The organism is Humibacter sp. RRB41 (assembly GCF_022761015.1).
Taxonomy (GTDB): domain Bacteria; phylum Actinomycetota; class Actinomycetes; order Actinomycetales; family Microbacteriaceae; genus Humibacter.
In genome coordinates, this window is sequence record NZ_JAKWJQ010000002.1 from 417,669 (window position 1) to 434,580 (window position 16,912).

At 66.1% G+C, this 16,912-nt stretch carries 14 protein-coding genes and 1 other RNA gene; 9 read left to right on the forward strand and 6 right to left on the reverse strand.

The window, feature by feature from the left end:
* The first annotated feature begins 59 nt into the window (after positions 1-59).
* Complete coding sequence (lpdA, locus tag MJ603_RS07780) at positions 60-1,433, forward strand: dihydrolipoyl dehydrogenase (RefSeq protein ID WP_243063117.1); 1,374 nt, start codon at positions 60-62, stop codon at positions 1,431-1,433.
* A 69-nt stretch (positions 1,434-1,502) separates the two neighbouring features.
* Positions 1,503-2,996 carry a 2-oxoglutarate dehydrogenase, E2 component, dihydrolipoamide succinyltransferase gene (sucB, locus tag MJ603_RS07785; RefSeq protein WP_243063118.1) on the forward strand — a complete coding sequence of 498 codons (1,494 nt, stop codon included), beginning with the start codon at positions 1,503-1,505 and terminating at the stop codon, positions 2,994-2,996.
* A 23-nt stretch (positions 2,997-3,019) separates the two neighbouring features.
* Here sucB and MJ603_RS07790 read toward each other — a convergent pair whose 3' ends face one another.
* Positions 3,020-4,504 carry a protein kinase gene (locus tag MJ603_RS07790; RefSeq protein ID WP_243063119.1) on the reverse strand — a complete coding sequence of 495 codons (1,485 nt, stop codon included), beginning with the start codon at positions 4,502-4,504 and terminating at the stop codon, positions 3,020-3,022.
* Positions 4,505-4,614: 110 nt separating this feature from the next.
* Between MJ603_RS07790 and lipB the strand changes: the two genes are divergently transcribed.
* The 3 genes from lipB (at position 4,615) to MJ603_RS07805 (ending at position 7,001) form a co-directional block, all read left to right on the forward strand.
* Positions 4,615-5,250 (forward strand): lipoyl(octanoyl) transferase LipB, encoded by a 636-nt coding sequence (lipB, locus tag MJ603_RS07795; RefSeq protein ID WP_243063120.1) that lies wholly within the window; start codon positions 4,615-4,617, stop codon positions 5,248-5,250.
* Complete coding sequence (lipA, locus tag MJ603_RS07800) at positions 5,247-6,233, forward strand: lipoyl synthase (RefSeq protein WP_243063121.1); 987 nt, start codon at positions 5,247-5,249, stop codon at positions 6,231-6,233. The genes lipB and lipA overlap by 4 nt, the downstream gene beginning before the upstream one ends.
* Before the next feature lie 66 nt (positions 6,234-6,299).
* Complete coding sequence (locus MJ603_RS07805) at positions 6,300-7,001, forward strand: DUF4191 domain-containing protein (RefSeq protein ID WP_243063122.1); 702 nt, start codon at positions 6,300-6,302, stop codon at positions 6,999-7,001.
* A gap of 16 nt (positions 7,002-7,017) precedes the next feature.
* On the opposite strand, the gene MJ603_RS07810 is transcribed toward MJ603_RS07805, so the two are convergent.
* Complete coding sequence (locus MJ603_RS07810) at positions 7,018-7,446, reverse strand: RDD family protein (RefSeq protein WP_243063123.1); 429 nt, start codon at positions 7,444-7,446, stop codon at positions 7,018-7,020.
* A gap of 141 nt (positions 7,447-7,587) precedes the next feature.
* Here MJ603_RS07810 and glnA (MJ603_RS07815) point away from each other — a divergent pair, with 141 nt between their 5' ends.
* On the forward strand, positions 7,588-9,012 hold the full coding sequence (gene glnA / locus MJ603_RS07815) for a type I glutamate--ammonia ligase (protein WP_243063124.1): 1,425 nt from the start codon (positions 7,588-7,590) through the stop codon (positions 9,010-9,012).
* Positions 9,013-9,246: 234 nt separating this feature from the next.
* Here the strand turns inward: glnA (MJ603_RS07815) and MJ603_RS07820 are convergent, their stop codons facing one another.
* Positions 9,247-12,204 (reverse strand): bifunctional [glutamine synthetase] adenylyltransferase/[glutamine synthetase]-adenylyl-L-tyrosine phosphorylase, encoded by a 2,958-nt coding sequence (locus MJ603_RS07820; RefSeq protein WP_243063125.1) that lies wholly within the window; start codon positions 12,202-12,204, stop codon positions 9,247-9,249.
* Between the two features lie 36 nt (positions 12,205-12,240).
* Positions 12,241-13,578, reverse strand: coding sequence for a type I glutamate--ammonia ligase (gene glnA / locus MJ603_RS07825; protein WP_243063126.1), 1,338 nt, complete (start codon positions 13,576-13,578; stop codon positions 12,241-12,243).
* A 91-nt stretch (positions 13,579-13,669) separates the two neighbouring features.
* On the opposite strand from glnA (MJ603_RS07825), the gene panB reads away from it, so the two are divergent.
* A complete protein-coding gene (panB, locus tag MJ603_RS07830; RefSeq protein WP_243063127.1) occupies positions 13,670-14,539 on the forward strand; it encodes a 3-methyl-2-oxobutanoate hydroxymethyltransferase in 870 nt (289 codons plus the stop codon).
* Positions 14,540-14,584: 45 nt separating this feature from the next.
* Here panB and MJ603_RS07835 read toward each other — a convergent pair whose 3' ends face one another.
* Positions 14,585-14,779: an SPOR domain-containing protein gene (locus MJ603_RS07835; RefSeq protein WP_243063128.1), complete on the reverse strand. Its 195-nt coding sequence runs from the start codon at positions 14,777-14,779 to the stop codon at positions 14,585-14,587.
* A 12-nt stretch (positions 14,780-14,791) separates the two neighbouring features.
* Here MJ603_RS07835 and map point away from each other — a divergent pair, with 12 nt between their 5' ends.
* Positions 14,792-15,658: a type I methionyl aminopeptidase gene (gene map, locus MJ603_RS07840; protein WP_243063129.1), complete on the forward strand. Its 867-nt coding sequence runs from the start codon at positions 14,792-14,794 to the stop codon at positions 15,656-15,658.
* Positions 15,659-15,710: 52 nt separating this feature from the next.
* Positions 15,711-16,481 (forward strand): polyphosphate--glucose phosphotransferase, encoded by a 771-nt coding sequence (gene ppgK / locus MJ603_RS07845; protein ID WP_243063130.1) that lies wholly within the window; start codon positions 15,711-15,713, stop codon positions 16,479-16,481.
* 20 nt (positions 16,482-16,501) lie between these two features.
* Here the strand turns inward: ppgK and rnpB are convergent.
* An RNA gene (gene rnpB / locus MJ603_RS07850) (RNase P RNA component class A) lies at positions 16,502-16,890 on the reverse strand.
* Positions 16,891-16,912: the final 22 nt, after the last annotated feature.

Here is a 16,912-nt window from a genome sequence, read left to right on the forward strand (position 1 = left end):
GCGAAAACACACGCTCCTCAAGGCGGTGACGTCCCGCATCCCGACCTAGGAGTGAATGGGTGTCTGAGCAGAACTTCGACATTGTAGTTCTCGGCGGGGGCAGCGGAGGTTACGCGGCGGCATTGCGCGCAAGCGAACTCGGCTTCTCCGTCGCATTGATCGAGAAGGACAAGGTCGGAGGCACGTGCCTGCACCGCGGTTGCATCCCCACCAAAGCGCTGCTGCACTCGGCCGAGGTGGCCGATTCGTCGCGTGAGTCGGCGAAGTTCGGCATCAACTCCACGTTCGAAGGCATCGACATCGCGGCCGTCACCGCGTACCGCGAGGGTGTCGTTGCGAAGAAGTACAAGGGGCTCCAGGGCCTCGTGAAGGCCCGTGGCATCACCACCGTCGAGGGAGAGGGCCGCCTCGTCTCCTCCATCACAGTGCGCGTCGGTGACGACGACTACGTGGGCAAGAACGTGATCCTTGCCACCGGCTCCTACTCGCGGTCTCTTCCGGGCCTCGAGATCGGCGGACGGGTGATCACGAGCGAGCAGGCTCTCGAACTCGACTTCGTTCCGAAGAAGGTCGCCGTGCTCGGCGGCGGCGTGATCGGCGTCGAGTTCGCCAGCGTCTGGAAGTCCTTCGGCGCCGAGGTCACGATCATCGAGGCGCTCCCGCACCTCGTTCCCAACGAGGACGAGTCGATCAGCAAGTCCCTGGAGCGTGCCTTCCGGCGCCGCAACATCGACTTCCGCCTCGGTGTGCGGTTTCAGAACGTAGCCCAGAACGACGATGGTGTCGTCGTGACGCTCGAGAACGGTGACACGGTCGAGGCCGAGCTTCTGCTCGTCGCTGTCGGACGCGGTCCGGTCACGACCGGGCTGGGCTACGAAGAGGCAGGCGTCACGATCGACCGCGGTTTCGTGATCACGAATGAGCGGCTGGAGACCGGCGTTCCCGGTCTGTATGCGGTTGGCGACATCGTGCCCGGCCTTCAGCTTGCGCACCGCGGCTTCCAGCAGGGCATCTTCGTCGCCGAGGAGATCGCGGGCTTGAACCCGATCGTCGTCGATGACGTGAACATCCCGAAGGTCACGTACTGCGAGCCGGAGGTCGCTTCGATCGGTCTCAGCCAGGCGAACGCCGAGGCGCAGTATGGCGGCGAGAACGTGACGGCTTACGACTACAGCCTCGCCGGCAACGGCAAGAGCGAGATCCTCGGAACCACCGGGTCGGTGAAGGTCGTTCGCGTCAACGACGGGCCGATCGTCGGTGTCCACATGATCGGCGACCGGGTCGGTGAGCTCATCGGCGAAGCGCAGCTCGCCGTGAACTGGGAGGCGTATCCCGAGGACATCGCGCCGTTCATCCACGCGCACCCCACCCAGAACGAGTCGCTCGGCGAGGCGTTCCTCTATTTGGCAGGCAAGCCGCTCCACACGCTCTGATCAGCGGGTGGAAACAGGCTGCTGCAATAAGCTTTCGTAACGAATCACATTCTTGAAGGAGACATGGTCATGAGCGAATCCGTCAGCCTCCCGGCACTCGGCGAGAGTGTCACGGAAGGCACGGTAACCCGCTGGCTGAAGAACGTTGGCGATCGCGTCGAGGTCGACGAGCCTCTGCTCGAGGTGTCGACCGACAAGGTCGACACCGAAATCCCGTCGCCGATCGCTGGCGTCGTCGAGCAGATCCTCGTTCAGGAAGACGAGACAGTCGAGGTGGGCACCGCCCTTGTCACCATCGGTGACGGTTCGGGCGCTCAGGATGCCGCACCAGCGCCAGCTCCGGCAGAAGCTGCTCCCGCTGAACCGGAGGCTGCACCAGCAGAAGCCGCGCCCGCAGAGCCTGCGCCCGCTGCGCCTGCTCCGGTGGCGGAGGCTGCGATCGCGGTCGCCCCAGCTCCCACGGCATCGCCAGAGCCCGAGCAGCAGCCGGCGCCGGTCGCAGAGACTCCCGCGGAACCCGTCCAGGCGCCCGCCGCGCCTGCGGTCCCGGCTCCGGCGGCTCCAGTCGTCGCACCTGCTCCGGCCCCCGCTCCCGCACCGGCCGCTCCTGCAGAGCCGACGCCGGTTGCTTCGCAGCCGGCAGCATCCGGTTCGCACGCCGGTACCGGATACGTGACCCCGATCGTCCGCAAGCTGGCGAACGAGCAGGGCGTCGATCTGACCACGGTCACCGGCACGGGCGTCGGCGGTCGCATCCGCAAGGAGGACGTGCTCACCGCAGGTGCCGGTGTTGCGGAGGCACCCGCCGCCGCGGCAGCACCTGCGAGCACGAAACTCGAGACTTCGCCGCTGCGGGGAACCGTTCAGCCGATGTCGCGCCTTCGCAAGGTCGTTGCAGATCGAGCTGTCGTGTCGATGCAGAACTCCGCACAGCTCACGACGGTCGTCGAAGTCGATGTGACGAAGGTCGCCGCGCTGCGTACTCGAGCGAAGACCGGATTCGAGAAGGCCACAGGAACGAAGCTCTCGTTCCTACCTTTCTTCACACTGGCAGCCGCTGAGGCGCTCAAGGCGTATCCGGTGATCAACGCGACGGTCGACGGCGAGAACATCGTCTACCCCGACCACGAGAACATCTCGATCGCGGTCGACACCGAGCGGGGCCTGCTCACGCCGGTCGTTCGCGATGCCAGCTCGTTGAACATCGCCCAGCTGTCGCAGCAGATCGCGGACCTCGCGCAGCGCACCCGCGACAACAAGCTGAAGCCCGACGAGCTCGCCGGCGGCACCTTCACGGTCACGAACACGGGTTCGCGTGGCGCTTTGTTCGACACCCCTCTGGTGTTCCTGCCGCAGGTTGCGATCCTCGGAACGGGCATCGTCACGAAGAAGCCCGTTGTCGTGAAGACCGACGATGGCGATGCCATCGCCGTTCGCTCTACCGTGTACCTGGCGCTGTCGTACGATCACCGCATCGTGGACGGTGCGGATGCCGCACGCTTCCTCGTCGCCGTGAAGAACCGCCTCGAGGAGGCCGCCTTCGAGTCCGACCTGGGCATCTGAGCCGCCGAGAAACACCAGGGCGCTCAGTTCTCGAACAGCGCACGTAGACGCCAGCCGGCGTCGGTTCTGATCAGCAGAGCCGACGCCGGCTTCGTCGTGTCTCCGGTGCCCGGAGCCACGGCGATCACCGCGGCGTCGCCGAGAGCCTCGGCCAGAGAGAGCTGCGACGCCGACGGCGCGGGAATGGATCGCCGTCCTGCCGACACGAGCGCGGTGTCCGCCGCGAGGATCGGCGAGCCGGCCTGTTCGATATCGGCGAGGCCGTCGGCGTCTGCACTGGCCAGGTATTCGCTTCGGAGCGCGAGCAACCCGACTGCGGCCTTCACGGGATCTTGTTCGGCCTCGCGGGCGTCATCTTTCGGAGAGCCGCTTGTGGTGGAGTCAGTGCGGTCGCCGGCTCCCGAAGTACTCATGGTCTTGGTCGCTCCGGTAGTCGGCGCCGGCGTCGCGAGCGGAGACTCGGTCTGTTGGGCGGGCAGAGCCTTCGTGGCGGCGTGGCCGGCCGAACCTGCCGGCGGGAGCAGCAGCAGCGCACCGAGTGTGATGACCACCGCGGCGCCGCCAGCGAGCATCAAAGGACGTCTCCTGGACCGGGCGAAGGTCCGCACGCGCGTCGTGACGGTTGCAGTGACGCCGTTCTCCATGAGCGATAAGGCGGCAAGCGCCAGCAGCCCGACGCTCTGCCGAGAGTCCCGGAGGTGCTCATGCGCTTCGGGTTCCCCACCTTTCGCGACGGGATGAAGGCCGGCGCGGTGCTCCCCCGGCACGACAGCCGAGTTGTGGGCCATGGATATCGGTGCTGCGGGTGAGAGTGCGAAAAGCTCGCGTTGTGCCGTGCCGATAGCCGACACTTCGTCACCCGCCGCTGACGCGATCGAGCGGACCGCTTCGCGACATCGTGCAACGCGCTGCGGGTCGGCGAGATCGATCCTGTCGAAAATCGCGTCCACGGCATCCGCTGCACCGATCCAGTCGCTCTGTACGCCCGCGGCGGTCGAACGGACGGCAGCGCCGAAGCCGAGGAGCACCGGTCGTCCGCTCGCGTCGAGCCTGACCTTGGCGAGCGAAAGTGCGCCGTGCGTCCACCCGGCGGCGTGCACGGCGCGCACCCCGCGAAGGACCGACACTGCCAGCGTCACGGCTTCCCCGACTTCAACGGTCGGCCGCTCGCGCAGAAGGGTGGCGAGGCTCGGGCCGGGAAGCCGCTCGAGAAGCAGGCAGCGCGGACGATCGGGAACGACGCTCACGTCGAGCAGTCGTACGACATGCTGCGACGCGACGGATGCCAGACAGCCCGCCTCGTCGACGAACGATTCGTCATCGACCGACGCGTCCATCGCCTTCACCGCGACCTCGCCGGCCGGCTCGGACGCAAGGTAGACGACGCTGCGGCTCCCCGCACCTATCGTGCGCAGCAAGCGGTAGCCGCCGAGGCTCTGCCACACGGTCGGCGTCGGCTCCGTGGGAGACGCTGAGCCGACAGTTGCAGCGGTGGGTCGTGCGGTCATGCAGGCCATCGTCGTCGGTCCGAGAATCTGAAGGGACCTGAACATCCGGATTGTTCGGCACCCGACCCGACCGCGCAATGGGGAGGAGAGGAACCCGTAGACTGCACGATGTGATCGACTACGTCGTCACGGGGCTAAGCGCCAACTCCGTGCCGTATCTCGACGCCCTCGAACAGCAGCGTGCTCTGCACTCCGCTGTGGTCGACGGGCGGGCGCCTGACACTGTCCTTCTCCTCGAGCACGAGTCCGTCTTCACGGCGGGCAAGCGCACGGAACCCGATGAACGTCCGAGCGACGGAACGCCGGTGATCGACGTCGACCGCGGCGGCAAGATCACGTGGCACGGCCCTGGCCAGCTCGTGGGGTATCCGATCCTCCACCTTGCCGAGCCGATCGACGTGGTCGGTTACGTACGCCGCCTCGAAGGCATGCTGATCGACGTACTCGCCGAGCTCGGGGTGGACGGACATCGCGTCGACGGTCGCAGCGGAGTCTGGGTGTCGACTGACGGTCCGGATGCCAAGATCGCGGCCATCGGCATCCGCGTCGCCTCTGGTGTGACCATGCACGGCTTCGCTCTGAACTGCTCGAACGACCTCGCGCCCTACGAGCGCATCGTCGCGTGCGGCATCAGGGATGCCGGAGTCACCACCATCTCGCGCGAGCTCGGCAGAGTCGTGACCCCGCAGGACGCCGCTCCCGTGGTGCAGAGGCATTTCGACTCAGTGATCGGTGTGGCCGCATGAGCGCGGCTCCGGAAGGGCGCAGGATGCTGCGCCTCGAGACACGCAACGCCCAGACCCCGATCGAACGCAAGCCGGAGTGGATCAAGACCCGCGCCAAGATGGGTCCGGAATTCACGCAACTGCAGAACCTCGTCAAGGCCGAAGACCTGCACACCGTGTGCCAGGAGGCCGGCTGCCCGAACATCTACGAGTGCTGGGAGGACCGCGAGGCGACGTTCCTCATCGGCGGCAGCCAATGCACGCGCAGATGCGATTTCTGCCAGATCGACACCGGCAAGCCTGCGGCCTTCGACGCAGACGAACCGCGCAGGGTCGGAGAAAGCGTTGCTCGGATGGGGCTGCGCTACGCAACCGTCACCGGTGTGGCCAGAGACGATCTCGTCGATGAGGGGTCGTGGCTTTACGCGGAGACCATCAGGCAGATCCACGCCCAAGCACCGGGCACCGGCGTCGAGATTCTCGTTCCCGACTTCTCCGGTCGTCCCGAGCACTTGCGGCGCGTATTCGACGCAGAGCCCGAGGTGTTCGCGCACAACGTCGAGACGGTTCCCCGCCTCTTCAAGCGCATCCGTCCGGCATTCAGCTATCAGCGATCGCTCGACGTGATCACGCAGGGGCGCGAAGCCGGGATGATCACCAAGTCCAACCTCATCCTCGGTATGGGTGAGGAGCGAGGCGAGGTGAGCGAGGCGCTGCGTCATCTGCACGACGCCGGCACGGACATCCTGACCATCACGCAGTACCTGCGCCCGAGTCCCCGCCACTTGCCTGTCGCGCGGTGGGTGAGGCCGGAGGAGTTCGTCGAGCTGAAGGCCGAAGCCGAGGCCATCGGATTCCTCGGTGTGCTGGCCGGTCCGCTCGTGCGTTCGTCCTACCGCGCCGGGCGTCTGTGGGCGCAATCCATGTCGGCCAAGGGACGCGAGATTCCGTCGCGCTTCAGTGCTTTGGCGGATGCCTCGTTAGGGTTCGCGCAGGCCGTCTGACAGCTGCGGCCCGGTGCGCGCCCCCACCGCGTATCGGGCCGCTTACGAGCCGGTATCCTGGTGAGCATGGCACGTAAGGACACCGCAGAGGCGAAGGAACCCGGCCGCATCAAGCAGATGTGGCAGGTCTTCCAGATGACCCGCCGATACGACCCCCGCGCGCAGTGGTACATGCTCGGGACACTGCTTCTGGGCATCGTGCTCGGACTCGTCGTCGCGTTCACCCTCGGTGGCGGCGACGTGTTCAGCATCGTGCTCTGGGTCGTCGCCGGCCTGCTGCTCGGCGCACTCGGCGCGATCATCGTGCTTGGCCGCAGAGCGGAACGCGCGGCATACTCGCAGATCGAAGGACAACCCGGTGCCGTCGGAGCAGTGCTTCGCAGTTCGCTGAAGCGCTCGTGGCGTGGCAGCGAGATGCCCGTCGCGGTCAATGGCCGTACGCGTGACGCGGTCTACCGCGCCGTCGGACGCGGGGGTGTCGTGCTGATCGGCGAGGGACCGGAATCCCGCACCCGCAAGATGGTCGAAGACGAACGCCGTAAGGTCGCCCGCATCGTGCCGAACGTTCCGATCAACGTCTTCAACGTCGGACCGGACTCGGATGCCGTGCCGCTGCACAAACTCTCCGGACGCATGGCGAAGATCAAGGTGGCGCTGACCAAGCCCGAGGTTCTCGCGGTCGACAATCGCCTCACCTCCCTCGGCACGCAGATGCCGATTCCGAAGGGCGTCGACCCGCTCAAGGTGCGCCCGCAGCGCGCACGCTGACGGCTCAGGGCTACGGCTAGGAGCGGATCAGAATCGTGCCGGCGACCTTGTCATGAAAGCCGCGCTGGTCGGAGTCCCAGACCAGCGCAGGAACGACGACGCAGAGCAGCACGGTGCGCACCAGAGGACGCCACAGACCTACCCAGGTTCCGCTGAGGGCGACGACCCGCAATCCCACGATGCGGTGCCCGATGCTGCCGCCGATCGTCGGGATGAAGAGATACTGCAACACCGCGAAGACGGCGAGCGTCGCCCAGGAGTCGTAGTGGAAGAACGCGAAAGACAAGAGCGACGCGATCGCCCAGTCGATGATCAACCCGAGGATCCGACGTCCCGGTCTCGCCACCGACCGCGGCCCGGTCTCCGGCAGTCCCAGTCGCTCCCCCGGATACCTGCTGGGTGCGAGATCGCCGGAACGGCGCGGAGTTGAGGGGGACGTTGGCACCGGCCGAGTCTATCGATCCGGCCTGCACGTAACATCCCGGAAACAATCGCGATACGGTGGGGAAACCGCGTGCCCATAGCCTGTCACCGGCTGCTCGCGCAACCGAACTCCCGACTATCGTCACCCGCTTGGAGAGACCGCATGTTCAGTGATTCTTCCGAGGTGCTCGCGTTCATCAAGGACACGGATGTCAAGTTCCTCGACATCCGATTCACCGACCTTCCCGGTGTGCAGCAGCACTTCAACATTCCCGCGTCCACCGTCGACGAGGAGTTCTTCTCTGTCGGGCAGCTCTTCGACGGATCGTCGATCCGCGGTTTCGCGTCGATCCACGAGTCGGACATGCAGCTGATTCCGGACGTCTCGACCGCTTATGTCGACCCGTTCCGGGCCGAGCGCACGCTGGTGATGGTGTTCGACATCTTCAACCCGCGCAACGGGGAGGTGTACGGAAAGGACCCGCGTCAGGTCGCGAAGAAGGCGGAGAAGTACCTGGCGTCCACGGGTATCGCCGACACGGCGTTCTTCGCCCCTGAGGCCGAGTTCTACATCTTCGACGACGTGCGTTATGAGGTGAAGCAGAATACCGCGTACCACTTCGTGGACTCCGAGGAGGCGGCGTGGAACTCCGGCCGCGCCGAAGAAGGCGGCAACCTCGCCAACAAGACCCCGTACAAGGGCGGCTACTTCCCGGTCAGCCCGGTGGACAAGCAGGCCGACCTGCGTGACGACATCTCGTTGAAGCTGATCGACGCCGGCCTCATTCTCGAGCGGGCGCACCACGAGGTGGGCACCGGTGGTCAGGCGGAGATCAACTACCGCTTCGACACCATGGTGCACGCTGCCGATGACCTGTTGAAGTTCAAGTACATCGTGAAGAACACGGCCGAGCAGTGGGGCAAGACCGCCACGTTCATGCCGAAGCCGCTGTTCGGCGACAACGGATCGGGCATGCACACCCATCAGTCCCTGTGGAACGAAGGCAAGCCGCTGTTCTACGACGAGGCCGGCTACGGCGGGCTGTCGGACGTCGCACGCTGGTACATCGGCGGCATCCTGAAGCACGCTCCGTCGCTCTTGGCGTTCACGAACCCGACGGTGAACTCGTATCACCGCCTGGTGCCCGGCTTCGAGGCCCCCGTGAACCTGGTCTACTCGGCCGGTAACCGGTCGGCGGCGATCCGCATCCCGATCACGGGCACCAACCCGAAGGCGAAGCGCATCGAGTTCCGTGCACCGGATGCCTCCGGCAACCCGTACCTCGCTTTCGCCGCGCAGCTGATGGCGGGCATCGACGGCATCCGCAACCGCATCGAGCCTCACGAGCCGGTCGACAAGGACCTCTACGAGCTTCCGCCGGAGGAGGCCAAGTCGATCCCGCAGGTTCCGGGTACGCTCGACGCCGTTCTCGATGCGCTCGAGGCCGACCACGACTTCCTCACGGCAGGCGGTGTCTTCACGCCCGAACTGATCGAGACCTGGATCGACTATAAGCGTGAGAAGGAGATCAAACCCCTCGCGCAGCGGCCGCACCCCTTCGAGTTCGAGCTCTACTACGGCGTATAGCCGACAGGCCCCCACAAAGCGAAAGCGGGTCACCCATCACAGGAGGCCTGCTTTCGTCATGTGAACTCCCTAGGGAACGAGCATCGAGCCGCCTTCGTCGGGCTCCTGCGTGATCTCCGTCTCTTCGACGTCGGGCGGGCCGGTGGCGACGATTGCTTCCATTCACGGCACCGCAGTTCCGGTGGTCTCAGCTCAGCGGACACGGCGCCGTCGTCGTCACCCGAGGCCGCGCCGCTACTGCTCTCCGTAGAAGACACGCTCGAAGACCGCTCGCGAGCGCCTGGTGACGCCGAGATAGTCCTCTTCCAAACGCGTCGCGGAACCGGGCGGGTACTCCAACAAGCGGGCAACACCCTCCAGCGCCTTTCGCTCGACGGGGAGCAGATCCGACGTCTTGTTGGTCCAGAGCGTGACCGCGCTCCGCGCTCTGGACGCGAGGATCCAGGCGTCCCGAAGCCGGTCGGCATCCGTGTCGCAGACCAGGTCGAGGTCGACGCACGCCTGGAGAGCATCCAGGGTCGATGTCGTGCGCAATGCCGGCGCAGCGCCCGCGTGCTGGAGTTGCTGCAGCTGCACGAGCCACTCGACATCACTCAGCGAACCGCGACCGAGTTTGAGGTGGCGGGACGGGTCGGCTCCCTGCGGAAGGCGCTCGTTCTCCACCCGCGCCTTGATGCGCTTGACCTCGCGGACCTCTCGCTCGGAGATGTCGACGGGATATCGCACGGTGTCCGCGAGCGCTGCGAAGTCCAGGAGAAGGGCCTCGTCGCCGGCGAAACCGCGCGCGCGCAGAAGAGCTTGTGCCTCCCAGGTCAACGACCATCGCCTGTAGTACGCGCGGTAGGACTCGAGCGTACGAGCCGGAGGACCGTTCTTGCCCTCGGGGCGCAGGTCCATGTCGAGCTCGAGCGGCAGACGCGCGTCATCGGTGAGGCGATTCAGGTCCGCGACGATCGCGTGAGCCGCGCGGTGCGCTTCCTGCTGATCGATCGACGCGTCAGCACGGAACACGTAGATCACGTCGGCGTCGGATCCGAATCCCAGTTCGCGCCCGCCGAAGCGTCCCATGGCGATGACGGCGAATTCGATCGACGTCTGCACTCGTTGCCTGATGGCTGAGAGGATGCCTGCGATGGTCACCTCCGTCACGTCCGTCAAGCCCGCCGCGAGCTCGTGCAGCCCGCCGATGCCGAGGATGCCCGCGAAGGCGAGGCGCAGCACCTCTCGACGGCGAACGGCCCGGATAGCGCGCGCCGCGGCATCCGGCGTCTCGTGACGTTCCAGGATCGCCGTGATTTCGTCGTCGAGTGCTGCGCGTGTGCGCGGGACCAGGTCGGCATCGTCGTCGAGCCAGGCGACGCTCTCCGGAATGAGCCCGAGCAGCTCGCCGGCGAACCGCGAGCTGGAGAGCACCTTGGTGAGCCGCTCGGCGGCCCCAGACGAATCCCGCAGGAGCCTCAGGAACCAGTGAGTGCCTCCGAGGTCCTCACTCAGCCTTCTGAACGTCAACAGTCCGTAGTCGGGGTCCGCTCCGTCGGCGAACCACTGCAACATCACCGGCAGGAGAGTGCGTTGGATGGCGGCTCGCCGTGAGACGCCGGCGGTCAGGGCTGCGATGTGTCCGAACGCTCCATGCGGGTCCACGAAGCCGATCGCCGCGAGACGTGCCTCGGCTTGTGCGCCGGTGAGCGAGGTTCCGTCGCCGGGAAGTGCCGCCACGGCGGCGAGCAGGGGCCGGTAGAACAATCGCTCGTGCAGACCCCTGACGCGTCGCTTGATGTCGTTCCAGAGCGTCGTGAGACCTTGAGCGCTGCCCGCGAGTCCGGTGGCGCGCGCCAGCGTGCGGAGGCGGTGCTCCTCGCGAGGCATCAGGTGGGTGCGGCGCAGCTCGGAGAGCTGCAGGCGATGCTCGAGCAGTCGCAGCGTGCGGTAGTCCCGTGCGAACTCGGCGGACTCCGCTCGCCCGATGTAGCCGGCGGACGCCAGCACCTCGAGAGCCGGCAGGGTTCCAGCGACGCGGACCGAGGCATCCGTATGCCCGTGAACGAGCTGCAAAAGCTGCACGGTGAATTCGATGTCGCGCAGCCCGCCGGGACCGAGTTTGAGCTGACGGTCCACCTCGTCTTGCGGGATGTTCGCAGTGACCCGCTCCCGCATGCGCTGCACCGACTCCACGAAGCTCTCACCGGACGCGCTCTTCCACACGTAGGGCGAGATCGCGTCGGCGTACCGACTGCCGAGGCCGCGATCACCGGCGATCGGTCGTGCCTTCAGCAGCGCCTGGAATTCCCAGCCCTTCGCCCAGCGGTCGTAATAGGCCAGGTGCGACTCGAGGGTGCGTACGAGGGCGCCGTCTTTGCCCTCCGGCCGAAGGTTGGCATCGACCTCCCACAGCGGGGGCTCGATCGCGATGGAGTCGATGCCCCGCATGGTGAGGGTTGCCAGTCGCGTGCCGATGTCGACGGCTCTCGGGTTGGACACGCCAGCGTCTTCGTCCCCCTCGACGACGAAGATGACGTCGACATCGCTGAGATAGTTGAGCTCCTTCGCCCCGGTCTTCCCCATACCGATGATGGACAGCTTCGTTGCTGCGACCTCGTCAGCCGGGAAGGTGCCGGGGCCGGTGCCTGAGGCGATCTCGCGTGCTGCGGCGAGCGATGCGTCAAGCGCTGCACCGGCCAGTGCCGCGAGCGTGCGGGCGACGTTGTCGAGCCCCTCTACCGGATCCGGCTGCTGCAGGTCGTAGGCCGCGATCCGGGTGAGGCGGGTGCGGTACGCGACCCGCAGTGCGGTCCAGGCGTCCTCACCCGATACCTCGGACACCGACTCCAGCAGCTCGGCCCGTAACGCGGCCTCGGAGGGCAGCGTCGTCGCAGGCGTCTGGAACCCGACGAGCGCGCCGGGTGCCCTCATCAGGAAATCCGCTAGGCCGCCGGATGCTCCGAGCACGAGCAGAAGCCGGGCGAGCGTCGCGCGGTCGCTCAATACCGTCGCGCACTCCTGAGGCCTGCGACGCACGAGGAGCAGCAGCCGCTCGAGTGCCGCATCCGGATCGGCGACGTCGGCGAACATGTCCAGCGCGACCTCGGGGGTCGGGCCGCCGGCATCCGCGAGTTCATCGAGGTTCGTGCGCGCGTCGCTCAGCCCGACGAACCCGGCCCGGGCCAACGCAGTCAGACTGATCGGAGGCATGTCTTCATCCGTCGACGCATGCCGACCGTCGCGCGATCAGAGGATCTCGAGGTTCGTGCGCAGCTCGTACGGCGTCACCTGCGCCCTGTACTCGCGGAACTCGCGCTGTTTGTTGGCCAGTACATAGTTGAAGACCTGCTCCCCCAGCGTCTCGGCCACGAGCTCGGACTCCTCCATACGCTGCACGGCCTGTTCGAGGCTCGCGGGAAGAGGGCTGAACCCGAGCGCCCGACGTTCGGCATCGCTGAGCGCCCAGACGTCGTCCTCGGCCTCGGCCGGGAGCTCGTACTCCTCTTCGATGCCCTTGAGCCCCGCGGCGAGCATCAGTGAAAACGCGAGGTATGGATTAGCTGCAGAGTCGATTCCGCGATACTCCACGCGCGCGCTCTGACCCTTGCTGGGCTTGTACAGCGGAACGCGCACGAGCGCTGAGCGGTTGTTGTGCCCCCAGCAGACGTAGCTCGGCGCCTCGTCACCGCCCCACAGTCGCTTGTACGAGTTGACGAACTGGTTCGTCACTGCGGTGATCTCGGGAGCATGGTGCAGCAAGCCCGCGATGAACTGCCTGGCGACCTTCGACAGCTGGTATTGAGCGCCCGCCTCGAAGAATGCGTTCGAATCTCCCTCGAACAGTGAGAGGTGCGTGTGCATGCCGCTTCCAGGATGCCCCGTCATCGGCTTCGGCATGAACGTGGCGTACACGCCCTGCTCGATCGCGACCTCCTTGACGACCGTACGGAACGTCATGATGTTGTCCGCCGTGGTGAGCGCATCCGCATAGCGAAGATCGATCTCGTTCTGACCGGGACCGGCCTCGTGATGACTGAACTCCACCGAGATGCCGAGGTCTTCGAGCATGCGCACAGAACGACGACGGAAGTCGTGCGCCGTGCCACCGGGCACGTTGTCGAAGTATCCGGCTGAGTCGACGGGCACCGGCCCGCCCTCGCCGAACTGCGACGACTTGAGAAGATAGAACTCGATCTCGGGATGCGTGTAGAACGTGAATCCGCGCTCAGCGGCCTTCTCCAGCGTGCGCTTGAGCACGTTGCGCGGGTCGGCAACCGCCGGTTCGCCGTCCGGCGTCGTGATGTCGCAGAACATGCGGGCGGTCGGGTCGATCTCGCCCCGCCACGGCAGGATCTGGAACGTGGTCGGATCTGGATGCGCGAGCAGGTCGGATTCGAAGGTGCGCGTCAGTCCTTCGATCGCCGACCCGTCGAATCCGAGCCCCTCGGAAAACGCACCCTCGACTTCGGCCGGCGCGATCGCGACGGATTTCAGGGTGCCGACGACATCGGTGAACCACAGTCGCACGAACTTGACGCCGCGCTCCTCGATCGTGCGGAGAACGAAGTCACGCTGCTTGTCCATCTGTCACCTCTCGTCGTGGATCTCAGGTTACCGGCTGACGGGGCGCTCCATCACGATTCCTCCGGGTACCCGTCTGGCTAGACTGGCGGCCATGGCTGACCAGGCAGGTACTCCAGCGTCGACTCCCGCCGAAGAACGTCCGTACGGCGGTACGCCGGAGGGACCGAAGCGCGTTCGCACCCGACATTTCCAGAACGCCAAGGCCAACGGAATCAAGATCACCGGCCTCACCAGCTACGACATGCTGAGCGCGCAGATCTTCGACGCCGCCGGCATCGATTTCCTCCTGGTGGGAGACTCAGCGGGCAACAACGTCTTCGGCTACGAGACGACCCTGCCGGTCACCGTCGACGATCTCATCCCGTTGACGCGCGCCGTCGCGCACGCCGTCACCCGTGCGTTCGTGGTCGCGGACATGCCGTTCGGTTCCTACGAGACCGATGTGCAGGATGCCTTGCACACTGCGATCCGATTCATGAAGGAGACCGGCGCGCACGCCGTCAAGCTCGAGGGCGGCCAGCGCAGCGCGAAGCAGATCAGGCGCATCGTGGACGCCGGCATCCCCGTGATGGCGCACATCGGCTACACGCCGCAGAGCGAACACAAGCTCGGCGGCCACATCATCCAGGGCCGGGGCGACGACGGCATCGAGCAACTGCTGGCCGATGCTCACGCGGTCGAAGAGGCCGGCGCGTTCGCCGTGGTGCTCGAAATGGTCCCGGCGGATGCCGCGGCCAGAGTGACCGAGGAGCTCGGAATTCCGACCATCGGCGTCGGCGCCGGGCCGAACGTCGACGGACAGCTGCTCGTCTGGACCGACTGGGCCGGCTTCACGACCGGCCGTGTCCCCCGCTTCGTGCGCCAGTATGCGGATCTCAAGGGCGTTCTAGGCGAGGCCGCACGGCGCTACAAAGACGACGTCGAGCACGGCCAGTACCCCGGGCCAGAGCACAGCTACTGACGGACTGGGCTCGCACCACTCGCGTGAAGTGCGGATGAGTCGGGCCTAGTCGTTGGCGTCTTCCTCGGCCCACCTGGCGCTGTTCTCGCGCAACTTGTCGAGGGCGTGCTCCGCCTCTTCATGGGTGTCGAACGGGCCGACGCGGTTGGGCGCGGGCGACTTGAAGCCCTGCTCGACTGCACCGGTCTTGACGTTGTACCAGTACTTGTGCTCGATGTCGTTTTCGTAGGCGTCGACCATAAGCTTGATCCTATGCCCAAGGACTCCTCCGGCCATCTGATTCCCGGCCCCGTCTCTGCTCGCCGCACCGTGCCGGCATCCATTCCGCGCCCGGAATACGTCGGTAAGCCAGGGCCGGCGAGAGATGACCGCGGCGATGTCTACACGCCGGAGGAGATCGAGCTGATCAGGGATTCGGGTCGCATCGCCGCCGAGGCGATCGAGCTGGTCGGCCAGAATGTCGCCCCTGGCGTCACGACGGAGGAGCTGGATGCCGTCGCGCACGATTTCATGGTGGCGAACGGCGCCTACCCATCGACGTTGGGCTACCGGGGGTATCCGAAGTCGAGCTGCACCTCGGTGAACGAGGTGATCTGCCACGGGATCCCGGACGACACGGTGCTCGACGCCGGCGACATCGTGAACATCGACATCACCGCGTTCAAGAACGGCTACCACGGCGACAGCAACCAGACTTTCATCGTCGGAGAGGCATCCGACGATGTGACGCTTCTCGTCGAGCGCACGCGCGAGGCGATGAACCGGGGCATCAAGGCCGTTGCCCCCGGCAGGCAGGTCAACGTGATCGGCCGTGCCATCGAGTCGTATGCCAAGCGCTTCGGCTACGGCGTCGTACGCGATTTCACGGGCCACGGAGTCGGGCGTTCGTTCCATTCCGGCCTGATCATTCCGCACTACGACTCGGCACCCGCATACGACACCGAAATCGTGCCCGGCATGGTCTTCACGATCGAGCCGATGCTCACGCTCGGGTCGCCCGACTGGGACATGTGGCCGGATGATTGGACAGTCACCATGCGCGACAAGTCTGTCACCGCGCAGTTCGAGCACACCCTCGTCGTGACCGAACGGGGCGCCGAAGTGCTGACACTCCCGTAGCCGACACGGCTGCAGAGCCACGTCGGCGCCGCTGTCCGGGTAGATTTCCCTCATGACCTCCACGACGGCAATCGGGATCGACATCGGCGGAACGGGGATCAAGGGGGGTGTCGTCGACCTCGAATCCGGAGAGCTGATCAGCGATCGGATCAAGCTGCCCACGCCGAAGGGCGGCGAGCCCGACGAGGTGATCGAGGTCACCAGGGAGGTGCTCGATACTCTCACCGGGGGTGATCCCAAGGATCCGGTCGGCGTGTGCTTCCCCGCCATCGTCAAGGGCGGCCGCACCCTTTCGGCAGCGAACGTCTCGAAGAAGTGGATCGGGCTCGAAGCCGAGAAGAAGTTCGAGAAGGCGCTCGAGCGAGACATCCACTTCGTCAACGACGCGGATGCCGCGGGCTACGCCGAGACGACGTTCGGCGCGGCGAAGGGCATCGACGGCCTGGTGCTGCTCACGACTCTGGGCACCGGTATCGGGTCCGCCCTGATCTACAATGGTGTGCTCGTGCCGAACGCCGAGCTCGGCCATCTGGAGATCGACGGACACGACGCCGAGAGCAAGGCCGCGTATTCCGCAAAGGAACGCGAGGACCTCGACTGGGCGCATTGGGCCAAACGCCTGAATCGCTACTACGGCTGGCTCGAGTTCCTCTTCACGCCCGATCTCTTCGTCATCGGCGGCGGAGTCTCGAAGAACTGGGACGAGTTCGCGCACTATCTCGATCTGAAGACCAAGGCCGTGCCCGCGACCTACCGCAACAACGCGGGCATACTGGGCGCCGCAGCGCTGGCCGCCAACGACCCGCGCACCGACCGCCGCTGAGGTCTCGGCGATCCGGTGAGGGAACGGGCCGGCTGATACGCCGGGTTCTGTTCGGGCACGCGGTGTTCGAGAACGCTGCGTGCCCTGGACGGCCATCTATCTCGGGAGCGTGTTACCACGATCCTCTAGCGGTCTACCCGGAAATGAGGCGAGCAGCCTCATGGTTTCCTGTCTGACCTTGCTCCGGGCGAGGTTTGCCTAGCCGGCCGGGTCGCCCCGGCCGCTGGTGGTCTCTTACACCACCGTTTCACCCTTACCTTCGCTCACGCGAAGGCGGTCTGTTTTCTGTGGCACTGTCTCGCGGGTTGCCCCGGGTGGGTGTTACCCACCGCCCTGCTCTACGGAGCCCGGACGTTCCTCGGCGGCAACCCACGAGGTGTGATGCCGACGCGACCGTCTTGCCGACCCGTTCCGGCATCCAGCCTAGTCGA

What these genes read in the sequence shown, in the direction of transcription:
- sucB (WP_243063118.1), top strand. Translation starts at nt 1,503, where the DNA reads ATGAGCGAATCCGTCAGCCTCCCGGCACTCGGCGAGAGTGTCACGGAA.
- MJ603_RS07790 (WP_243063119.1), bottom strand. Translation starts at nt 4,504, where the DNA reads ATGACCGCACGACCCACCGCTGCAACTGTCGGCTCAGCGTCTCCCACG.
- lipA (WP_243063121.1), top strand. Translation starts at nt 5,247, where the DNA reads ATGAGCGCGGCTCCGGAAGGGCGCAGGATGCTGCGCCTCGAGACACGC.
- MJ603_RS07805 (WP_243063122.1), top strand. Translation starts at nt 6,300, where the DNA reads ATGGCACGTAAGGACACCGCAGAGGCGAAGGAACCCGGCCGCATCAAG.
- glnA (WP_243063124.1), top strand. Translation starts at nt 7,588, where the DNA reads ATGTTCAGTGATTCTTCCGAGGTGCTCGCGTTCATCAAGGACACGGAT.
- MJ603_RS07820 (WP_243063125.1), bottom strand. Translation starts at nt 12,204, where the DNA reads ATGCCTCCGATCAGTCTGACTGCGTTGGCCCGGGCCGGGTTCGTCGGG.
- glnA (WP_243063126.1), bottom strand. Translation starts at nt 13,578, where the DNA reads ATGGACAAGCAGCGTGACTTCGTTCTCCGCACGATCGAGGAGCGCGGC.
- panB (WP_243063127.1), top strand. Translation starts at nt 13,670, where the DNA reads ATGGCTGACCAGGCAGGTACTCCAGCGTCGACTCCCGCCGAAGAACGT.
- MJ603_RS07835 (WP_243063128.1), bottom strand. Translation starts at nt 14,779, where the DNA reads ATGGTCGACGCCTACGAAAACGACATCGAGCACAAGTACTGGTACAAC.
- map (WP_243063129.1), top strand. Translation starts at nt 14,792, where the DNA reads ATGCCCAAGGACTCCTCCGGCCATCTGATTCCCGGCCCCGTCTCTGCT.
- ppgK (WP_243063130.1), top strand. Translation starts at nt 15,711, where the DNA reads ATGACCTCCACGACGGCAATCGGGATCGACATCGGCGGAACGGGGATC.